The organism is Streptomyces massasporeus, from assembly GCF_014648995.1.
Classification (GTDB): domain Bacteria; phylum Actinomycetota; class Actinomycetes; order Streptomycetales; family Streptomycetaceae; genus Streptomyces; species Streptomyces massasporeus.
Window position 1 is genome coordinate 137,575 of record NZ_BMSE01000014.1, and the last position, 19,333, is coordinate 156,907.

Below are 19,333 nucleotides of genomic sequence, written 5' to 3' on the forward strand. Positions count from 1 at the left end.
TGTCGGTGCACATGACAATCAAGCTGGCGATCGCGGGAAAGCGCTTTAAAGTGAGCTGATCGTCACCTGTGACAGATGTGCCGGGGACGGTCTCAGGGGATATGGCCAGGGGGGTCAATTGATGTCTGCTTTTCGCACGGGACTGGTTCGAAGACGTGCTGCGGCGGGGCTGTGCGGAGCGGCGTTGACCGCCTCGCTGCTGCTTGCGCCCGCGGCGACGGCGTCGGGCGGCGGACCGGCCACGGTGGGGGCGGTTTCGTCGGTGGAGGACGAGGCGCTCCGTATCGGACGCAGCGTCGCGTTGGGGGACGACGGGCGCGTCGAGCTCGTCGACGGACGGGACGTCCGGGTGACGGCCGACGGGGCAGGGGCCGGGCAGACAACCCGTTACTCCGTCGCGTCGGTGCAAGGCACGGTGTCTGTGCGGCCGACCGGGAAGTCCACCGCTCATCGCACGGCCGCGCAGCTTCCGTTGACGGCGCGCACCAACGCCACGCAGAGCGCCGCCACTACGGCGAACGCCGCCGCGTCGACGTACTCGGTCAAGCTGAGCATCACGAACGCCGACGTCCGGTCCAAGTCGTTCTATATCTGGGACCGCCGGACCTGGACGCCGTACGCCGTCAACAGCGACACCGCCGGTGGCTCGTCGACCGTGAAGCTGCCGCCGGGTGACTACTTCTCCGTCGCGCTGCACAACGACTGGCAGGAGCCGAGCTACCTCCTCACCCGTGCCTTCTCGGTCGGTTCGGCGGCCAAGACCGTCACCTTTGACGAGCGCGCGGCCAAGGAGACCGCGATCCGCACCGACGACACCACCGCTACCCGGCACGCATCCGCCGTGTGGATCAGCGTCCCGGGCGGCGACCTGGCGGGCTTCGCCGGCTCGGGAGCCGACAAGGTGTACGTCACCCCGTTCTCGGTGAGCGGCGTCTCGCTGCGTCTGCACGAGGTGCTGGGCAAGAAGGGAGCCTCGGCGAGCGTGCCGAGCCCCTACCGCTACGACCTCACGCACAGCTTCACCACCACCGTGCCCACCTCGCCCATCAAGACGGTCCGTATGTCCTCCCTGGCGAAGAGCGTCACGAAGGTGGCCGCCCCGGGCACGCGGACGACCGCCTTTCTGCAGAGCGTCCCTTCCTTCGGCGAGTGGACGGGCGTCTACATCGGCGCCGCAGTGCCCGTGGGCGGTTCGGTCACCGAGTACGCCACCCCGGGTATCACCTACAGCCGACTGCTGTCCTACGGCACCGGCGAGCTGAGCCTGGACCTCCCGGACCGCACGTCGGTCGCCGGGACCAGCGCGGGCGAGACTCTGGGCGCGGCCCCGCTGCAGCCCCTGCGTGAGGAGTGGGGCGGTTCGAAGCGGAACTTCGGGAAGATCCGGCTGTTCGAGCCGAACGCCTTCGGCGACATGGCCGGCCACGCGGGTACCGACGGCCGCGCGACGTACTCGTACAAGCTCACCTCCTCCGACGGCGTCACCTATGCCCAGGCCGACGGTCTCGACGCGTTCGATGCGCTGACGTCGTCCAGCCTGCCGTCGTTCGAGAGGACGTACACCCTTGACCAGACCGTCCACCGCCGTGTTCCGTACTCGCGGCTGTCCACGGACGTACGTAGCGAGTGGACGTTCCGCTCGGAATACGAGGAGGGGCGGGAACTCCCGCTGATCGACGCCCGGTTGAACGTTCCGGGACTCGACGGCTTCGGTCGGGCGGCCGCCGGTGCAGTCCGGGTCCAGGCGAGCGCGACCACCCGCAATACGGATGTGGCGGAGGCGAACACCAGGATCACCGGGCTCGCCTACTCCACGGACGACGGCACGACCTGGACGGACCTGGCCGTCGCGTCGGACGGCTCGGCGACTCTCGACGTTCCCGCCACCGCCTCCTTCGTCTCGCTGCGCGTCACCTCCGACGACGACCAGGGCGGCAGCCTTCGCCGCACCATCACGCGGGCGTTCGCGGGCCCGGCGCCGCACGGCGACGAAACAGGGGGAGCGACCCGCATCTCGAACGTCACGGTCAACGCAGGCAAGCCGGTAGAACTGACCGACGAGCCGCTGCAGGACTTCAAGGCGAAGTTCACAGCAACCGCCCCGTCGGGGATCGCGGGCGGAGACATGTACCTCTACAAGGGGTCGTACGCCACCCCGGACGCCGTCCTCTACGGCACTTGGCCGGCCGCCTGCACCAAGGTCAACGCGACCACCTCCACCTGCGAGGCGCACTTCGCCTACATCCACCCGCGCTGGAGCCTCGGCCGCAACTCCCTCGCCGGCACCTGGAAGTTGGCTGCCTGGGCCGAGTCCGCGGACGGTACGGGCCACGTAGACCTGCACGCCGCCAAGTCGGCGCCCATACTGCGTGACGCGACGCTGACTGCCAACGCGGCTCCCGAGCCGGTGGCCAAGGGCAAACCCCTCACCATCACCGGCAAGCTCTCCCGCGCGGACTGGGAGACGCTCGGCGGCCACCATGGCTACGCCGGTCAGAAGGCGAAGCTCCAGTTCCGCAAGAAGGGGACGTCCACGTACACGACGGTGAAGACGATCACCACCGACGGCTCCGGAAACCTGAAGACCACAGCGAAGGCGACGACGGACGGCTACTGGCGTTACACCTTCGCCGGTACGTCCACCACCGCAACCGCCACCGCCGCGGGCGACTACGTCGACGTCCGCTGACCTCGCCTACCCCGCCGGGTCCCGGTCCGTGGAGCCAGGGCCCGGCGAGCCTCCCCCGGGTCCCGCCCGACAGCGAGCACAACATCCACGACATCGCCTGAGGCGCTTCCGCCGTGCCTGCGTCAGGCGAAGGTGGCGATCAGGGAGAGCGCGGAAGTCAGCAGGGAAACGAGTCCTGGGATGCCGTCGCACTTGGCCCGGATCCGTTCCAGCATGGTCCTCGCGGCTGAGCGGCCGCCGGTGTCGTCGAGGTGTTGCTGGGCGGTGAGGTCGAGAAGGACGGCACACTGCTGGTAGTCGTTGACGCGTCCTTGCTCGGCGGCCAATTCCTGTCGGATACGGTCGAGCAGCGCGAAGAATTCCTTCAACTGATCTGAGCCGGAACTGGTGTTGGTCTGGCTCTGCTGGGAGTTGGTGGCGCGCCTGGCTGGTTCTGGACGTTCCCCATCGCCCCGTAGTTCACGATGCCGGAATTATCGCCTGGGGGCTGGCTGTTCCTGCGGATCACGCTTTTCCTCCTGCTGTCGGGGGTTGGGCGTTCATCTGGGAACCGACGGCTCCGGGCTGGTTCTGCACAGAGCCCATCTCGCCGTAGTTGATGACGCCGGAGTTCTGGAGAATGACCGTGGTCTGCTGCACATAGGAGCCGACGTCGACGTTGTGATCCACGAGGAACCTCTCGACCGAGTCGAAGATCCGCCGTTGCATCATCTCGATGTAGCGGCGCGCGTCGTCGTACTGCAGCATGTCGTCCATGTATCGGGTCGAGTACGCCTCCCGTAGGCTTACCGGCCCTTTCTGCTTGTCGAGTTCGGGGCGCCTCCGGTCCTTGCCGGGATTGACGGTCACAGCCCCGCCCGGGAGGACATGCCGCCGCTGCTCGCCGCAGCATGCCCGGGACCGCCGAACTTGGTGTACGGGCTGTCAGTCCGTGCGGAAGCCAGCCATGATCGAGGCCGGGTAGCGGCTGCCTGCGGAACCCTGGGGAAGGACCTCCCGGATACGGGCCAGGTCGGCCTCGGTGAGTTCTACGTCGGTGGCGCCGACGTTCTCCTCCAGACGTGTGGCGCTGCGGGTACCCGGGATCGGGATTACGTCCTCGCCCTGGGCGAGTAGCCAGGCCAGGGCAAGCTGGGCGGGGGTGACGCCCTTGGTGGCGGCGAGCTTTCGGAGCTGCTCGGCGGCGTTCAGGTTGTAGGCGTAGTTCTCGCCCTGCCAGCGCTCGTCCCAGCGGCGCATGTCGCCCTCGGGATACTCGTCAGCGGGCTTGACCACGCCGGAGAGGAAGCCGCGGCCGAGCGGCGAGTACGGTACCAGGCCGATCCCCAACTCTCGCAGGACCGGCAGGATCTCGTCCTCTACTTCGCGTTCGAAGACCGAGTACTCGTACTGAAGGGCTGTGACCGGGGTGACGGTGTGGGCGCGGCGGATGTACTGCGGGCCGACGTTACTCAGGCCGAAGTACTGCACCTTGCCCTCGGCGATCAGGTCACCGACAGTGCCGGCGACCTCCTCGGCCGGTACGTCGGGGTCGGAGATGTGCTGGTAGAAGAGGTCGATGCGGTCGGTCTGGAGGTAGCGCAGGCTGTTCTCGGCGACCTTGCGGATGTTCTCCGGGCGGCTGTTGACGCCGCTCCCCGGCGTCCTGCTGGTCATGTCGAAGCCGAACTTGGTGGCCAGGATGACCTCGTCGCGGAAGTCCTTGACTGCGCTGCCGAGCAGCGTCTCGTTGCTGCCGGTGCCTTGGCCGTACAGCTCGGCGGTGTCGAAGAAGCCGACTCCGAGTTCGTGGGCGCGGCGGATGGTGGCGATGCCGTCCTCGTCGTTCGAGGGGCCGTAGGCCAGGGACATCCCCATCACGCCCAGTCCGAGCGCGGAGACGCGCAGTCCCTGCTGTCCCAGGGTGCGGTGCTGCATGAGATCGCTCCTCGTGTCATGTCGGCAGCCCATAGCTGACCAAACCAAACTGTTCGGTGTGAACCTACGCCTGCCCGGAGTGCAACGCAAAACCGAACGGTTCGGTCGCCTATCCTGGGCTCATGCCTCGCTCCACCAACCCTGGCCAGACCTCGGACGCCGCCATCGCGGGCGAGTCCGCCGACTCCACGCGCCAGCGGATCGTCGCCGCAGCCAAGGAGGAGTTCGCCCGGCACGGGATCGCCGGCGCCCGCGTGGACCGCATCGCCAAGCAGGCCAGGACGAGCAAGGAACGTGTCTACGCCTACTTCCGCAGCAAGGAAGCCCTTTACGCGCACGTCGCCGAACGCGAGACGACCGCACTCATCGAGGCCACTCAGCTGGACCCGGCCGACCTGCCCGGTTATGCCGGCATCCTCTTCGACCACTTCACGGCACGTCCGGACCACTACCGCCTGATCATGTGGGGCCGCCTGGAGCTGGCCGAGCCCGCAGGCAACACCACCAGCCCCCTCCAGGCCACGATCGCCGGCAAGCTCGACCAACTCCGCGACGCACAGCGCATCGGGTTGCTCGACCCGGCCTGGGACCCGGTCGACGTCCTCGCCCTGATCAACCAGATCGCCATGACCTGGGCAGGTCAGCCCGAAATCGCCGCCGCTGCCCCAGACCAGGCCGTGGACCCCTCCATCGCCGCCCGCCGCGCCGCACTGGTGGCCGCCGTCGAGCGCATGTTCCCTCGCTCGGACTGAGAACAACGCCCAAACCGTTTGGTTGGACGCACACCTCCGGGTGTGTCCGTTGAAGATGACCTGGTGGACGAACGCGCGGTCCGCCGGCGCGGGAGTGATGACATCGGGCCCGCGGCCGGCCAGGCGGTCGGTGATGGCCGTGGCCATCCGGATTGGCGGTAGCAGCCCTCGTCAACGGCTGTGCCAGCCAGGAGTTCGGCGACACCCGACAGACGCCCCGTCCCGGGGTCAGCCCCCGAAGGGTTTCCGGAGCCGACCACTTAGCTCAGTGAACTGGGATTTTGCGTATGCGACTTCACCCAAAGAGGTCCCTAATATGGTGCAAGTCACATGAAGTGCGTCTCGTCATTTGAGACGTCTGAGGTAGGCGTGGCGTCGCGTGGTGCGCGGGGCAACAGGTGCGACCATTTCGCTTTTCGACTTACGGCACGCAGGGGGCACGCCGCCCCCAAATTGGACTAGACAACAAACAACCCCCGGGCCAATGGCCTGGGGGTTTGAATTGGAGCGGGTGACGAGAATCGAACTCGCGCTCTCAGCTTGGGAAGCTGATGTTCTACCATTAAACTACACCCGCGTAAGACGCCGACCGGGGTCGGTGTCGAATGCTCGCTCACTCTACCTCATGCCAGGCCTCCGGCGTTCGCGCCGCGGGGCCTGAGGGCGTTTCAGGGATGGGATGCGGCTGCGGGGGAACGGAGTTGGGGCGTACGGTGGTGGCGCGTGAGAGGGTCCGGGCGGGGCCGGAGTGCCGCCTGGAGGGGCGTCCCTTTGATCCCGTACTGTGGCTTTTGTCGTCAGGCAAGCAGCAGCCAGACGCGGCTCTGGGGAAGGGACTCTGGGACTTGATGGAGCGCACCGTCGTCCGTTGTGCCGATGGGCACGTGTTCAGCACCGCTTCGTTCCCGATGCAGCAGGCCGAGCGGCTCGGCCCCGGGCGGCTGCTTCGGTGCCCGCGATGTGCGCGGCTCCGGAGCGTGGTGCCCGTCAGCTATCAGAAGCGGTAGCGGCGATAGCAGCGGCAGCCGCAGTGGCCGTGGTCGCAGTGACAGCACGGCCGGTGCGGTAACGGACAAGCAGTAGGCAACAGGCACAAGGCGCGCGGAGACGTCCGGTTGTGGTCGCTCCGCGCGCCTTGCGTATCCTCGGGGCGTGCTTCTCTCAGACAAAGACATCCGGGCCGAGATCGATGCAGGGCGGGTGCGGATCGACCCGTACGACGAATCGATGGTGCAGCCGTCGAGCATCGATGTGCGCCTCGACCGCTACTTCCGGGTGTTCGAGAATCACCGGTACCCCCACATCGACCCCGCCATCGAGCAGGCCGACCTGACCCGGCTCGTGGAGCCCGAGGGCGACGAGCCGTTCATCCTGCACCCCGGGGAGTTCGTCCTCGCCAGCACGTACGAGGTCATCACCCTGCCCGACGATCTCGCCTCCCGGCTGGAGGGCAAGAGCTCGCTGGGGCGCCTGGGGCTGGTGACGCACTCCACCGCCGGGTTCATCGACCCGGGCTTCAGCGGGCACGTGACCCTGGAGCTGTCCAACCTCGCCACCCTGCCCATCAAGCTCTGGCCGGGCATGAAGATCGGGCAGCTGTGCATGTTCAAGCTCAGCTCGCCCGCCGACTTCCCGTACGGCAGCGAGCGGTACGGGTCCCGGTACCAGGGACAGCGCGGGCCGACCGCCTCCCGGTCCTTCCTCAACTTCCATCGGACCCAGGTGTGAGCGACGTCAGCATGAGCGCAGTGCGGGAAAACCTGACCTACGAGAAGTTCGGCGTCGCCGTGCGCGAGCTCGCGCAGGCCATCGCCGACGACGGCTACGAGCCCGACATAGTCCTCAGCATCGCCCGCGGCGGTGTCTTCGTGGCCGGCGGGCTCGCCTACGCCCTCGACTGCAAGAACATCCACCTGGTGAACGTGGAGTTCTACACGGGGGTGGGGACGACCCTCGAGATGCCCGTCATGCTCGCGCCGGTCCCCAACGTGATCGACTTCTCGCAGAAGAAGGTGCTGATCACCGACGACGTCGCCGACACCGGCAAGACGCTCAAGCTGGTGCGCGACTTCTGCCTCGACACCGTCGCCGAGGTGCGCAGCGCCGTCGTCTACGAGAAGTCCCAGTCGCTCGTGAAGTGCGAGTACGTGTGGAAGCGCACCGACGACTGGATCAACTTCCCGTGGAGTGTCGAACCGCCCGTGGTGCGGAGGGCCGGCCAGGTGCTCGACGCCTGACCAGCGGATCACAGACAGTAAGAGGGGCTCCCCACGGGGAGCCCCTCTCTCGTGCCCGGTGAAAGATCAGACCGTGCCCAGCTTCACGATCGACAGCAGTGCGATCAGCTGGATCGCCGACGCTCCCAGCGCCTTCGGCCAGGGCAGGTCGTGGGAGCGGCTGACCATGAGCGTCAGCAGGGCGCCGCCCGCGATCCAGGTGGCCCAGCCCAGCAGCTGGACGAACGTCGCGTCGCCGCCCGCGAACATCGCGAAGACCAGGCGGGGCGCGTCCGTGAGGGACATGATCAGCATGGACAGGCCGACCGTGGGCTGCCAGGCGCCGTCGCCGCCGAGCTGGCGGGCCAGCGTGTGGGTGACCACGCCCAGGACGAACGCGCTCAGCACCATCGCGACGGCCGTCGTCAGGACGATCGGCACCGCGTTCGACAGTGTGGCGTTTATCGCATCCTTGCGGGCGCCGTCGAAGCCGAAGACGGCGAGCAGGCCGTAGAGGAACGTGACGACGAGGGCCGGGCCCCACATCGAGTAGTCCCGCATCTGGAGGAAGGTCTGGTTGGGGGCGAGGACGATCCCCCGGAGCAGCTGCTTCCAGTGCAGGCGCGGGCCGACCGGGCCGGGCGCCGGGGCCGCCGCGCCGGCGCGGTAGGTATCGCCCTGCGTGTAGGGGTCCTCGCCGACCGAGAAGGCCTGGGTGTGGCCCGGGTTGTTCGCCGCGTACGGGTCGTGCGGACCCTGCGGGCCGGGCGGGTACGCGCCGTCGCCGAAGTACTCCGGCTCGCCCTGGCCGCCGTAGCCGCCGCCGTGCCCGGCGTTGGGCTGCGGCCACGAGGGGCCGCCGCCGTTGCCGTACGGCTGCTGCTGCGGGTACGGCTGCGGCGCCGGCGGGGAGCCGTACGGCGGTCCCTGCGGCGTCTGCTGCCCGTACGGAGGGTTGTGCGGTCGCGTCTGAGGAGCGCCGTTGTTCCGGCCGCGTCCGATCCTGAATCCAGCCACGTCTTCGAACGTACCTGGTCCCCGGCGGTGGCGTGCCGGGCGCAGGCTTTCGGGCCCGGCTTTGCGGCCGAGCTGTGACATCCCTTAAGGGGAAGGGGCTTTGGGTGTCCGTGGGGTGTCAGGGTTCGGCCGTACGGGCCATGTGCCGGGTCATGTCCCAGGCCCTGCCCCGGCCCGGTCCGGGAGGAGCCGGGAGGAGCCACAACCGGCTGGGAAGGGCCGGCACGCGGCGGGAGGGGCCGGCCCGTGACACACCGCCGCGGGCCGGTCCGTGCGGGTCCGGTCAGTCGGCGAAGGCGCCGCCCAGCTCCGGCAGGCCGATCGCGCCGGTCTTCGTCGGGACCGTGCTCGTGCCGCGCATGAGCAGCGCGCCGCCCGCCGCGCCCACGGCGAGGTCCGCCCGGCCGTCGGCGGTCAGGTCGCGCAGGCGCAGCGTGTAGCCGAAGGCGGCGTGGGAGTCGGCCGGGCCGAGCACCGTCTGGGCGATCCACGAGGAACGCGCGCCGCTCAGGCCGCCGGAGCCGCCGCGGAAGACGTGGACGCCGCCCTGGTCCTCGTCGCCGTCGACGTCCTCGTGCGGGACGCCCACCGCGAGGTCCGCGTAGCCGTCGCCGTTGGTGTCGGCGGCCGAGATCGCGTAGCCGAAGTTGTCGTCGGCCTCGGGGCTGCCGGAGACGCCGGAGGTGGCCTGGGTGAGGGTGACCGACGTGCCGGGGCCGGACGACGTGCCGCGCCAGATCGTGACCGCGCCCTTGCCGTTGTCCTTGTCGGGCACGCCGAGGGCGATGTCGCCGTAGCCGTTCTTGTCGAAGTCGCCGATCACCGGGCTCGGGTAGAGGCCCTGCTGCCGGTCGCTGAGCGTCTTGGAGGTGCCCGAGGCGAGGCCGGAGGAGGTGCCCTTGAGGTACCAGGCGCGCTCGCGGATCTGGCTGCCGTTGATCTCCGTGCCGATCACGACCAGGTCCGTCTTGCCGTCGCCGTCGACCTTTCCGGCCGAGAGGGCGGAGGAGTACCAGCCGCCGGACCCCTTGTCGATCTTGCTGACCTTGCCGGTGGTGCCCGACTTGGTGAAGGGGCCGCGGTACAGCCACGCCTCCTCGCCGCCGATCACGGCCAGGTCGGGGGAGCCGTCGCCGGTGAAGTCGCCGGTCGCCAGGTCGCGGCCGAAGTGGCCGACCGCGCCGCCGACGGGGGCGATGGTGGTGCCGCCGGACAGGCCGGACTTCGAGCCCCACAGGACGGTGACGGTGCCGCGGTAGTCGTCGCTGCCCACGTGTTCGGTGGGGTTGCCGACGACGAGGTCCGCGTAGCCGTCCTTGTTGAGGTCCGCGCTCGCGAGGGACGCGCCGAACTGGTCGTCCTCCTCGCCGGAGCCGGGCACGCCCGCGCTGTCCTGGTGGAGGTACTTCGGGTGGGCGGTGTCGAGGCCGGTGGTGGTGCCGTACACGACGGTGATCGTGCCGCCCTCGCGGTCGACGTCGTTGTAGCCGCCGTAGGCGAGGTCGCGACGGCCGTCGCCGTTGAAGTCGTCGTAGTGCTTGGCGACGGCAGCGGCGGCGGGGCCGGTGAGGAACACGGGGGTGACGCCGGTCGCCAGCAGGGCGGCGACCAGGGCGGTCGTGGTGGATCTGCGCATGGGGATCTCCTGGTTCGTCAGCCGATGAGGCCGGCGCCGAACGCGCCGTAGGAGCGGGTCTGGCCGAGGCTGCCGGGGCCGAAGGTGCGGGCGCCGCCGGTGACGGGGCCGGAGGCGGAGCCGCGCAGGGCGGTGATCGCGCCGATGCCCTCGTCCTCGAAACCGGCCGTGACGGTGAAGTCGGCGTGGCCGTCCTTGCTGACGTCGGCCAGCAGGACGTCGGAGCCGAAGTAGTCGGTGGCCTCGGCGGAGCCCGGGACGCCGGCGGTGTCCTGGGTGACGGTGCGGGCGCCGGTGCGCGAGACACCGGAGGCGGAGCCGTTCATGAGGATCGTGGCGCCGGTGTCCTCGAAGGTGCCGACGTCCTCGAAGACGACGCCGATGGCGAGGTCGCCGTAGCCGTCGGCGTCGGTGTCGCCGATGGAGAGGGCGCTGCCGAAGCCGTCGCCCGCCTCGTCGGCGCCGGGGACGCCCTCGGAGTTCTGGGTGAGCTCGGCCATGGGCGCGTCGCCGTTGACCGGGCCGCCCTCCGAGCCGCGGATGACGACGACCCGGCCGCCGAGCGAACCGCTGTGGTCGTCCTCCTTCGAGAAGACGTTGCCGAGGGCGATCTCGTCGTAGCCGTCGCCGTCGATGTCACCGACGGCGATCGACGTGCCGCCGTTCAGGGGGCGGGGGAGCGAGGTGTCCAGGCCGGTGGCGGTGCCGAGGTAGGCGGCGCCCTTGGACCAGCTGCCCGACTCGTCCTCGTTCAGGCGCACCCGGTAGGTGAGGGCCAGGTCGGACCGGCCGTCGTCGTTGGTGTCGCCCGCCGCCATGGCGTCGACGCTGTACGACGTCTCGGGCAGGGCGACCCGCTGGACGGCGCCGGTGGTGCCGGTGGTGGTCAAGGGGCCGCGGACGACGTACGGATCCGCGTAGGCGCTCGCGGCCAGGTCCGGCTTGCCGTCGCCGTCGAAGTCGCCGGCGGTCAGCAGGGTGCCCCAGTGGTCGTGTCCGGAGACCGCCGGGTCCTTCACCGTGGTGCCGTTCTTCAGGCCGCTCGCGGAGCCCCACAGGACGGTGACGGAGCCGCCGTCGACGTCGTCGCCGACATCCTCGCCGGGGGAGCCGACCGCGAGGTCGGTGTAGCCGTCGCCGTTGAGGTCGGCCGGAGCGATCGCCTCGCCGAAGCTGTCCTCGGCCTCGGCGGCGCCGGGCACCCCGGCGGTGTTCTGGCTGATCACGGTGTGCTGGGCCGGGTCGAGGCCGGTGGCGCCGCCGTAGACCACGGCGACGTAGCCGGCCATGCCCTTGCCGTCGATCTTGGCGTAGGGGGCGGCGAAGGCCACGTCGCCGTAGCCGTCGCCGTTGAAGTCGGCCGTGGGGCCGGCGGCGGGTGCGGCGGTGGCCGTCGTCGCGGGCAGGGCCGTGAGCAGGCCGGTGGTGAGGGCCGTGGCCAGGAGGATGGTGCGCTTGCGCATCGGGATCCCCGTCGGGTCGTCGGTCGTCGGGTTGTCGGGTCGGACGTGGTGGTGGTCAGGAGTTGAGCGCGGTGCCGTAGCCCGGGGTGCCGGCCGTCGAGATGCCCGTGGTGCCCGGGCCGAAGCTCGTCGAGCCGGAGGTCGTCGGGCCGGTCGCCGTGGCGCGCAGGGACCAGACGGCGCCGTCTCCGGCGTTCTCGCCGGGCGCTGAGACGGACAGGTCGGCGCGGCGGTCGCCGGTGTGGTCGGTGAGCGTGACGCGCTCGCCGAACCGGTCGCCCGTCTCGGAGGTACCCGGCACCCCGGCGGTGTTCTGGGTGTACGAGGTGGCGCCCTTGGTGGTCAGTCCGGACGCCGAGCCGTACAGCACGGTGACGGCACCGGCGGAGCTGTTCTCGCCCGCGCTGCCGACGGCCAGGTCGGCGTACCCGTCGCCGTTGACGTCGCCGAGCGAGACGCCGCTGCCGAACCGGTCGCCCTTCTCGGCGGCGCCGGGCACCCCGGCGGTGTCCTGGGTGAGGACGAGCGGGGCGCGGCCGCTGTCACGGCCGTCGGGTCCGCCGTAGACGACGGTGACCTTGCCGCCGAGGGCGCCCCCGGGGTCGGCGGAGGCCTCTCGGTCGTTGCCCACGACGATGTCGGCGTGCCCGTCGCCGTCGATGTCGCCGACGGCGGAGACGAACCCGGCGGGCAGCTTCTGCAGCCAGTCGACGTAGTTGCCGATCTTCATGTCGGCGAGGGAGGTGGCGGCGGCGCCGTCGTGCGCGGTGCGGCCGTGCAGGACCACGCGGGGGCGGCCGTCGCCGGCGACGTCGCCGGCGGAGAGGTGGGTGACGCCGTTCGAGGACGACCACCAGTCGTTGCGCGAGCCCGAACCGCCGTTCGGCTCGCTGGTCTTGGTGATCGGGCCGTTCACGAGGGAGAGGGTGACCGGCCCGGTGGAGCCGACCGCGACGTCCACGTTCCCGTCGCCGTCGAAGTCGCCCGCGGCCAGCGTCCGGCCGTACCGGTCGTAGTCGGTGCTGAAGAAGCTGAACAGCGAGCGGGCCCCGGACAGGCCGGACGGCGAGCCCCAGACGATGGTGACCGTGCCGTCGTTGCTGTCGCTGCCGTCCTCGCCCGGCGTGCCGACCAGCAGGTCGGCGTAACCGTCGGTGTTCAGGTCGGCGGAGGCGAGCGCGGAGCCGAAGGCGTCGTCGGCCTCGGCGGCACCGGGCATGCCGGCGCTGTTCTGCGTCAGCAGGGTGCGCGTGGAGCTCTTCGGCCCGCTGGTGCTGCCGTAGACCACCGACACGGCGCCGGCCCTCGCCTGCCCGGCGACCGTGGCGCCCGGCGCGCCGATCGCGAGGTCGGTGCGGCCGTCGCCGTTGAAGTCGTAGGGGGCGGCGGCCGGCACGGCGTGCGCGGCCGGGGCGGAGAGGGTGAGGGCGAGCGGGGTCAGGGCCGCGGCGAGGACGGCGGTGGTGATGCGGGTGCGCATGGGTGTACGTGCCTCACAGGAGAGTCGGCGGGGTGTCACTGGGCCACGGTCGAGCCGCGTCACTGGGCCACGGTCGAGCCGAGGCCGACGCTGCCCTTGAGGGAGACGGCGCTGCTCGTGATGCCCTGCGCGCCACTGGTGGTCAGGCCGGTGGCGGAACCGCGCAGGGTCCACAGGCCGCCGGTGTTGTTCTCGCCGTGGACGCCGATGACCAGGTCGGCCTTGCCGTCCTTGGTGACGTCGGTCAGGCCGACCGCGGAACCGAAACGGTCCGAGGCCTCGGCGGAGCCGGGCACCCCCGCGGTGTCCTGGGTGTACGACTTCACACCGCTGCCGGTCTTCAGGCCCGAGGCGGAGCCGAACAGCACGGTCACCGAGCCCGCGTCCGTCGCCGAGCCGATGTCCTCGCCCGGGGCGGAGACCACGACGTCGGCGTACCCGTCGCCGTTGATGTCGCCCGTGCTCACCGCGCTGCCGAAGCCGTCCTCGGCCTCGGCGGCGCCGGGCACGCCCGCGGTGTCCTGGTGGACGACGGTCGGCTGCTGCGCCGGGTCGGGGCCGCCCGGGCCGCCGTACCAGACGGTGATCTGGCCGCCCTTGTGGCCGCCGGGCTTGAGGTCGTACGGGTCCGTGGGGTCGCCGAGGACGAGGTCGCCGTAGCCGTCGCGGTTGATGTCGCCGATGGAACCGGGGTAGCCGTCGGCGTTCGGCAGCTCGGCCATCTTGTGCGTCATTCCGGTCCAGCGGAAGTAGTTGATCTGGCCGCCGGTGTCGCCGTCCACGTTGAAGGGGTAGACGCGCTCGGCCGCGCCGTCGCCGCTGAGGTCGCCCGCGATCACCTCGAACGTGGTGCCGACCTCACCGACGCGGAGGTTGTTCAGCGGGCCGGCGGTGCGGGTGAAGGGGCCGTTGTAGATGCGGGTGTGGGTCTGGCCGGTGAGCGTGACGTCGGTGTCGCCGTCGCCGTCGAAGTCACCGGTGGCGATGCCCCGGGAGAAGTTGCCGTACTCGGAGAGCGTCGACGGCTGGGGCAGGCCCTTGCCGCTGGTCAGGCCGGACTTGCTGCCCCACAGCACGGTGCCGGAGCCGACGCCGTCCCGGTCGCCGATGCTCTCGTTGCTCGCGCCGACGACGAGGTCGGAGTAGCCGTCCCGGTCCAGGTCGCCGGCGGCCAGGGCGGAGCCGAACAGGTCGCCGGCCTCGGCGGTGCCGGGCACGCCCGCGGAGTTCTGGGTGATGACGGCCCTGCGGGCGGCCGAGACACCGGACGCCGAGCCGTACAGCACGACGACGGCACCGGCGCAGGAGGCCGAGCCGACGTCGGCGCACGCGGCGCCGGCCGCGACGTCCCGGTACCCGTCGCCGTTGAAGTCCCCGGCGAGACCGGAGGGGGCGGCGGTGGCGGGGGAGGCCAGGGCGGAGGTGAGCAGGCCGGTGGTGAGCGTGGCGGCCAGCAGGAGGGTGCGCTTGCGCAAGGTGGGACTCCGGGTGGGAAGGGGCCGGGCCGGACGTGGGGGCCGGCCCCGAGGGGGTGCGGGTGGCTGGGGTGGTGCGGGTGCTGCGGGGTGGTGCTGCGCGGGCGGTGGGTGGCTGGGGTGGTGCGGGGTGGTGCGGGGTGCTGAGGTGGGTGCTGGGCGGCGGGCGGTGGGTGGCGTGGTGCGGGTGCTTCGCCGGGCGGGTGGCTGGGTGGTGCGGGTGCTCCGCCGGGCGGGTGGCTGGGTGGTGCGGGTGCTGCGCGGGCGGTGGGTGGCTGGGTGGTGCGGGTGCTCCGCCCGGCGGGTGGCTGGGTGGTGCGAGGTGCTTCGCCGGGCGGGTGGCCCTGTCGGGGCGGATGGCGCCGCCCCCGGGGTGCTCCGCCGGCGTGAGGTGGCGATCGGCGGGTGCTCCGCCCCGGGGGGCTTCGCCGGTGTGGGACAACCCAGCCGGCGTGAGACAACCCAGCCGGCGTGGGACCACCCAGCCGGTGCGGGAGGCTCCGCCGGTCCGGACGGCGCCCGCCGGTCCGGGATGGCTCCGCCGGTCCGGGATGGCTCCGCCGGTCCGGACGGACCGCCGGTGCAGGACCGCTCCGCCGACGCGGGTCACCCCGGCCCGTTCCGCACGGCTCAGTCGCCGAGGTTCGCGCCGAAGTTCGGGTAGCCCGTCGTCGAGACGCCAGAGTCGCCGGGGGAGACGGTGCGCGAACCCGGGGCGGTGATCTTCGTGCCGTTGGACGGCGGGTAGAGGACCGCGCCGTTGCCGTCGTTCTCGTACGAGCCGGCCACCACGTCGGCGCGGCCGTCGCCGGTGACGTCGTCGAGCTTCACGTCGGTGCCGAGGAAGTCGCCCTTCTCGTCCGGGCCGGGGACGCCCGCGGTGCTCTGCGCGAACGACTGGGTGCCGGACGAGGCGTTGATGCCGGAGGCCGAGCCGTACAGCACGACGAGCTGGCCGGCGTCCTTCTTGCCGCTCACGTACGCGCCGGAGGCGGAGAACGCCACGCCGCCGATGCCGTCGCCGTTGAAGTCGGCCCGCGGGGCGTACGTGCCGTCCGCGGCGGTCGCCAGGGCGAGCCGCACGCGGGGGCGCCGGGACGGGAGTGCGGGTACGGACCGGCGCCCGGAGAGGCGCTCGTGCTGCTGCATGCGGGGTCTCCTGCTGCATGCGGGGGATGCCTGGCGGACATCCACAGTCGATGGAGGGCCGGACTGTCCGTGTTCGCCGGGAGTTGTCCGGGCGTTCACGGGCGTTCGGCGATCAAGAGACCCGCGGCGGGACGTAAGGGTTGTACGTGAGTTCGGTCAATTTGCGGGGCTGATCGGATCGGGTGTGGTGCGAGCCACGAGTGCTTGCGGACCCGGTGGCGCAGGTGGAGCACGCGATCGCCCTGGATCACGACGTGCGGGTCGTCCGGCAGAGGCCGGGCGTCGACCGGGCGCGGTGGCTTGTGCCGTGTCTCCTGCTGCTTCGGGCAGGCGGCGGTGGCCACGTCTCCCTGCTCCGGCACGCACGCGTGACCTCCCGCCCTTGTGAGGCGGGAGGCTGTGGGCATGCGACTTGGTGTGGTCGAGATCAACAGAAGCAGACCAAGATCGGGTGGGCTGTGATGGAGGCCATGATTCCGCCCGCGACTTCCCCTGATTGTGGGCAAGTTGCGCGACGATAGCCGTTCGACCTCAGGCGTGACACCGATGGAACCTTCAAAACGCAACTAGCGCTGTTGCAGGGCGAGGCCCGTGTCGCCGTGCGCCTCTCCCGATACGGGCTTGGGCAGCGCCGTCTTCGCCGTCAGCCCCCGCGACTGCCACGCGTTGTCGCGCAGCTTGAACAGGGCCCAGTACCGCGTCGGGCACAGCAGGACGATGTTCATGAACACGGCCGCCGGGGTGCCGACGAGCCAGGAGTGCCAGCGCTGGCGGGTGGTCATGTCCGGGCGCATCAGGACGTAGAGCCCGGACTGGCCGAAGCGCACGACCAGGTACACCGCGAGGTACACCAGGGCGATGCCGGGGTTGTGGTACCGCCCGCCCAGCGTCAGGAGCGACATGACGACGATCCACGCCAGCATCACCGGCGTGATGACGAGCTGGAGCAGCCCGAACGTCGGCGATATGAGCTGCTTCAGCGACAGCCGCGCGTACACGAACGGCAGCATCCACCACCACGAGCGGGCCCACCGCAGGCGCTGCCGATAGGTCTTCCGCAGGGTCGTCGGCATGTCGGTGACGACCCCGGCCTCGTTGACGGCCACGACCTCGCCGCGCATGAGCGCCCTGAGCGCCAGCCAGCGGTCGTCGCCGGTGCCGCACTCCACCTCGTAGGCGTCGAGGTGGTCGTAGAGGAGCTCGGCCCGGTAGAGGGCCAGGGCGCCCGAGGTGGTCTCCAGGGCGCCGAGCATCGAGCGCGAGGAGCGCATCATCACGCACGAGGTGCCGATGTCGATGTCCGCGGCCCGGGAGACCCAGGTCTCCTCGAAGTTGCGGATGTAGATCATGCCGGTGGTGGCCTGGATCCGCGGGTTGCTCATCGCCCGCAGCTGCTGCTCCAGCGCGTCCGGGAAGGGCTCGCCGTCGGAGTCGATGGTGAGGACGTACGCGAACTGCTTGTTCTGCTCCTGGAGGTGCCGCAGCACGGTGACCTGGGCGCCGCGCTTGCCCTTGTTCTCCTGCCGGTGCCAGAAGACCCGGGGGTGCTCGAAGGGTTCGACGGGGTGCTGCCGCGAGCCGTCGTCGATGACGTGGATCTCGTCGACGGGGTGCGTCTGCGCCAGCAGTGCCCGCACCGTGCGGTGCAGGTTCTCGGCGGGCTCCTCGAAGGCCGGGATGATCGCCACCGTCCGGCCCGGAGCGACGGGGAGGTGGGTGAAGGACCGGCCCTTCAGGAACGACCCCAGGCAGAGCACGATCACCGCCATGCCCAGCCACCAGTAGAACGTCAGGATCGGGCTCTTCGACTGCATGTGCACCACCACGGTGGCGGCGGCCAGAGCCGCCACCACCACGGCGGTCACCACGGTGAGCCTCACCCGCGGCGCACGGTCCTGATACGCGCTCAAGCGGTCACTCGCCTGCCGCGGGTCGCCAGGCGGAACGCCGCGACACCGCCGATCACGAGGAGCATGGCTGCGAGCACGATCCATCCGAGCGCGGTCCCGCCGGTCGCGGCCAGGGCGGCCCCGCCCGTGGCGGTACCGATCGCGGCGCCCACACCGTTCTGTCCGTACATGTCGTCCCTCTTTCCTTCAGTGGCTCTCGCGAGCCGTTCCGGTGGCTCTCTAGAGCCGTTCGATGTGGGATGCGGCGGTCATGACGCCGCGGGTGTCGAGTACGTAGGAGGCCTCGGCGGCGAGCCGGTCGAGGTCGAACTCGCCGTGCGGGGTGAGCAGGACGACGGCGTCGAAGTCGCCGACGGTCACGTCCGCGGCCGTCGCCCCGAAGGGGATCTCCCGGCTACCGTCGCCCGCCACCGGCAGATAGGGGTCCACGACGGTGACGTCCGCCCCCATCTGCCGCAGCCGGTCGGTGACTTCGACGGCCGGCGACTGACGGGCATCCGACGTGCCTGGCTTGTACGCGGCGCCGAGGGCGAGGATGCGCGCCCCGTGCACGCTGCGGCGGAACCGCCGGCTGAGGGCGTCCTGGAGTCGCCGGACGACGTAGTCCGGCTGGCTCTCGTTGATGTCCTGGGCCAGTTCGATGAGCCGGAACGTCTGGCCGTGCCGGGCCTTGACGTGGTGGCTGAGGTAGACCGGGTCGATGGGCAGGCAGTGCCCGCCGACCCCCGGCCCGGGCAGGAACTTGGTGAACCCGAAGGGCTTGGTCGCGGCCAGTTCCAGCGTGTGCCAGACGTCCACACCGAGGGTGTGGGCCATCCGCGAGAGCTCGTTGACCAGCGCGATGTTGACGTGCCGGTAGGTGTTCTCGAACACCTTGGCCAGCTCGGCCTCTTCGAGCCCCGACGCGGGCACGGTGACCTCGGTGACGGTGTCGTAGAAGCCCTTCAGCCGCTCGAGGCAGCCCTCGGTCAGCCCGGCGACGATCTTCGGCGTGTTCTCCAGGCGCCAGTCGGGGTTGCCGGGGTCGATGCGCTCGGGGCTGAACCCGACGTGGAAGTCCCGCCCGGCGACGAGGCCGGAGCCCTCCTCCAGCAGTGGGACGAGCACGTCACGGGTGGTGCCGGGGTGGGTCGTCGACTCGAGCACGACGGTGGCGCCCGGCTCGATCCACTCGGCGAGCACGCGACCGGCGTCCCGTACGCAACTCAGGTCCGGGGCGCGGTCGGTGAGCGGCGTGGGCACGGTGATGACCGCGATGTCGAACCCCTTGAGGTCCTGCGGGTCGCAGGTCGCGTAGTAGGCGTCCGAGTCGAGCACCGCCCGAAGCCGGTCGTCGCCGATGTCCTCGACGTACGACGACCCGGCGGCCAGCGCCTCGCAACGCGCCCGGTCGGGCTCGTAGCCGGTGACGGCGTGCCCGGCCTCGGCGGCCCTCACGGCCAGGGGCAGGCCGACATAGCCCTGCCCCAGCACACATATGTGCATGGTGTTTTCCTCACCCCTGAAGTACGGCCCGCCTGTTCCTGAAGCAGGCGGCCGTGGCGTGGTACTGCGTGAGAAGCGGTGTGGGGACGGCACCATCACCGCGTCACCGGACTGCCGGGCCCCCTTGCCCGACCGTGCGCAAAG

Annotated in this window: 16 protein-coding genes and 1 tRNA gene; 4 read left to right on the top strand and 13 right to left on the bottom strand. The window is 70.7% G+C overall.

Annotated elements, in window-relative coordinates:
- Positions 1-184: 184 nt before the first annotated feature.
- Positions 185-2,689: a hypothetical protein gene (locus tag IE153_RS27540; protein WP_189592485.1), complete on the top strand. Its 2,505-nt coding sequence runs from the start codon at positions 185-187 to the stop codon at positions 2,687-2,689.
- Between the two features lie 122 nt (positions 2,690-2,811).
- Here IE153_RS27540 and IE153_RS27545 read toward each other — a convergent pair whose 3' ends face one another.
- From IE153_RS27545 to IE153_RS27555, 3 genes are all read right to left on the bottom strand, one after another.
- Positions 2,812-3,057: a hypothetical protein gene (locus IE153_RS27545; protein WP_189592486.1), complete on the bottom strand. Its 246-nt coding sequence runs from the start codon at positions 3,055-3,057 to the stop codon at positions 2,812-2,814.
- Positions 3,058-3,193: 136 nt separating this feature from the next.
- Positions 3,194-3,538, bottom strand: a complete 345-nt coding sequence (locus tag IE153_RS27550; protein ID WP_498063512.1) for an AbeC-like domain-containing protein — start codon at positions 3,536-3,538, stop codon at positions 3,194-3,196.
- A gap of 75 nt (positions 3,539-3,613) precedes the next feature.
- A complete protein-coding gene (locus tag IE153_RS27555) occupies positions 3,614-4,606 on the bottom strand; it encodes an aldo/keto reductase (RefSeq protein WP_189592488.1) in 993 nt (330 codons plus the stop codon).
- A 122-nt stretch (positions 4,607-4,728) separates the two neighbouring features.
- Here IE153_RS27555 and IE153_RS27560 point away from each other — a divergent pair, with 122 nt between their 5' ends.
- The gene (locus tag IE153_RS27560; RefSeq protein WP_189592489.1) at positions 4,729-5,358 is read left to right on the top strand and encodes a TetR/AcrR family transcriptional regulator; all 630 of its coding nucleotides are present in this window, start codon (positions 4,729-4,731) and stop codon (positions 5,356-5,358) included.
- A 503-nt stretch (positions 5,359-5,861) separates the two neighbouring features.
- Here the strand turns inward: IE153_RS27560 and IE153_RS27565 are convergent.
- A tRNA-Gly gene (locus IE153_RS27565) sits at positions 5,862-5,935 on the bottom strand.
- 575 nt (positions 5,936-6,510) lie between these two features.
- Here IE153_RS27565 and dcd point away from each other — a divergent pair.
- Together dcd and IE153_RS27575 are read left to right on the top strand one after the other, a co-directional pair.
- Positions 6,511-7,086 (top strand): dCTP deaminase, encoded by a 576-nt coding sequence (gene dcd, locus IE153_RS27570; RefSeq protein WP_030846430.1) that lies wholly within the window; start codon positions 6,511-6,513, stop codon positions 7,084-7,086.
- 11 nt (positions 7,087-7,097) lie between these two features.
- Positions 7,098-7,595, top strand: a complete 498-nt coding sequence (locus IE153_RS27575) for a phosphoribosyltransferase (protein WP_189592490.1) — start codon at positions 7,098-7,100, stop codon at positions 7,593-7,595.
- Between the two features lie 66 nt (positions 7,596-7,661).
- On the opposite strand, the gene IE153_RS27580 is transcribed toward IE153_RS27575, so the two are convergent.
- The 9 genes from IE153_RS27580 to IE153_RS27620 form a co-directional block, all read right to left on the bottom strand.
- On the bottom strand, positions 7,662-8,672 hold the full coding sequence (locus IE153_RS27580) for a Yip1 family protein (RefSeq protein WP_189592491.1): 1,011 nt from the start codon (positions 8,670-8,672) through the stop codon (positions 7,662-7,664).
- Between the two features lie 202 nt (positions 8,673-8,874).
- A complete protein-coding gene (locus IE153_RS27585) occupies positions 8,875-10,227 on the bottom strand; it encodes an FG-GAP and VCBS repeat-containing protein (protein ID WP_189592492.1) in 1,353 nt (450 codons plus the stop codon).
- 17 nt (positions 10,228-10,244) lie between these two features.
- Positions 10,245-11,690 (bottom strand): FG-GAP-like repeat-containing protein, encoded by a 1,446-nt coding sequence (locus tag IE153_RS27590; RefSeq protein WP_189592493.1) that lies wholly within the window; start codon positions 11,688-11,690, stop codon positions 10,245-10,247.
- Between the two features lie 55 nt (positions 11,691-11,745).
- Complete coding sequence (locus IE153_RS27595) at positions 11,746-13,170, bottom strand: FG-GAP-like repeat-containing protein (RefSeq protein ID WP_189592494.1); 1,425 nt, start codon at positions 13,168-13,170, stop codon at positions 11,746-11,748.
- Between the two features lie 59 nt (positions 13,171-13,229).
- Positions 13,230-14,645 carry an FG-GAP repeat protein gene (locus IE153_RS27600; protein ID WP_189592495.1) on the bottom strand — a complete coding sequence of 472 codons (1,416 nt, stop codon included), beginning with the start codon at positions 14,643-14,645 and terminating at the stop codon, positions 13,230-13,232.
- A 630-nt stretch (positions 14,646-15,275) separates the two neighbouring features.
- On the bottom strand, positions 15,276-15,794 hold the full coding sequence (locus tag IE153_RS42910) for a hypothetical protein (RefSeq protein ID WP_438817937.1): 519 nt from the start codon (positions 15,792-15,794) through the stop codon (positions 15,276-15,278).
- A 566-nt stretch (positions 15,795-16,360) separates the two neighbouring features.
- Positions 16,361-17,704: a glycosyltransferase family 2 protein gene (locus IE153_RS27610; RefSeq protein ID WP_189592496.1), complete on the bottom strand. Its 1,344-nt coding sequence runs from the start codon at positions 17,702-17,704 to the stop codon at positions 16,361-16,363.
- Positions 17,701-17,874 (bottom strand): ComC/BlpC family peptide pheromone/bacteriocin, encoded by a 174-nt coding sequence (locus IE153_RS27615; RefSeq protein ID WP_107063075.1) that lies wholly within the window; start codon positions 17,872-17,874, stop codon positions 17,701-17,703. The genes IE153_RS27610 and IE153_RS27615 overlap by 4 nt, the downstream gene beginning before the upstream one ends.
- A 49-nt stretch (positions 17,875-17,923) precedes the next feature.
- Complete coding sequence (locus IE153_RS27620; RefSeq protein WP_189592497.1) at positions 17,924-19,189, bottom strand: nucleotide sugar dehydrogenase; 1,266 nt, start codon at positions 19,187-19,189, stop codon at positions 17,924-17,926.
- Positions 19,190-19,333 lie beyond the last annotated feature (144 nt).

Coding starts and splice junctions, on each gene's coding strand:
- IE153_RS27580 (WP_189592491.1), bottom strand. CDS start 8,672: ATGTCACAGCTCGGCCGCAAAGCCGGGCCCGAAAGCCTGCGCCCGGCA.
- IE153_RS27560 (WP_189592489.1), top strand. CDS start 4,729: ATGCCTCGCTCCACCAACCCTGGCCAGACCTCGGACGCCGCCATCGCG.
- IE153_RS27555 (WP_189592488.1), bottom strand. CDS start 4,606: ATGCAGCACCGCACCCTGGGACAGCAGGGACTGCGCGTCTCCGCGCTC.
- IE153_RS27595 (WP_189592494.1), bottom strand. CDS start 13,170: ATGCGCACCCGCATCACCACCGCCGTCCTCGCCGCGGCCCTGACCCCG.
- IE153_RS27590 (WP_189592493.1), bottom strand. CDS start 11,690: ATGCGCAAGCGCACCATCCTCCTGGCCACGGCCCTCACCACCGGCCTG.
- IE153_RS27620 (WP_189592497.1), bottom strand. CDS start 19,189: ATGCACATATGTGTGCTGGGGCAGGGCTATGTCGGCCTGCCCCTGGCC.
- IE153_RS27575 (WP_189592490.1), top strand. CDS start 7,098: ATGAGCGCAGTGCGGGAAAACCTGACCTACGAGAAGTTCGGCGTCGCC.
- IE153_RS27585 (WP_189592492.1), bottom strand. CDS start 10,227: ATGCGCAGATCCACCACGACCGCCCTGGTCGCCGCCCTGCTGGCGACC.
- IE153_RS42910 (WP_438817937.1), bottom strand. CDS start 15,794: ATGCAGCAGCACGAGCGCCTCTCCGGGCGCCGGTCCGTACCCGCACTC.
- IE153_RS27615 (WP_107063075.1), bottom strand. CDS start 17,874: ATGTACGGACAGAACGGTGTGGGCGCCGCGATCGGTACCGCCACGGGC.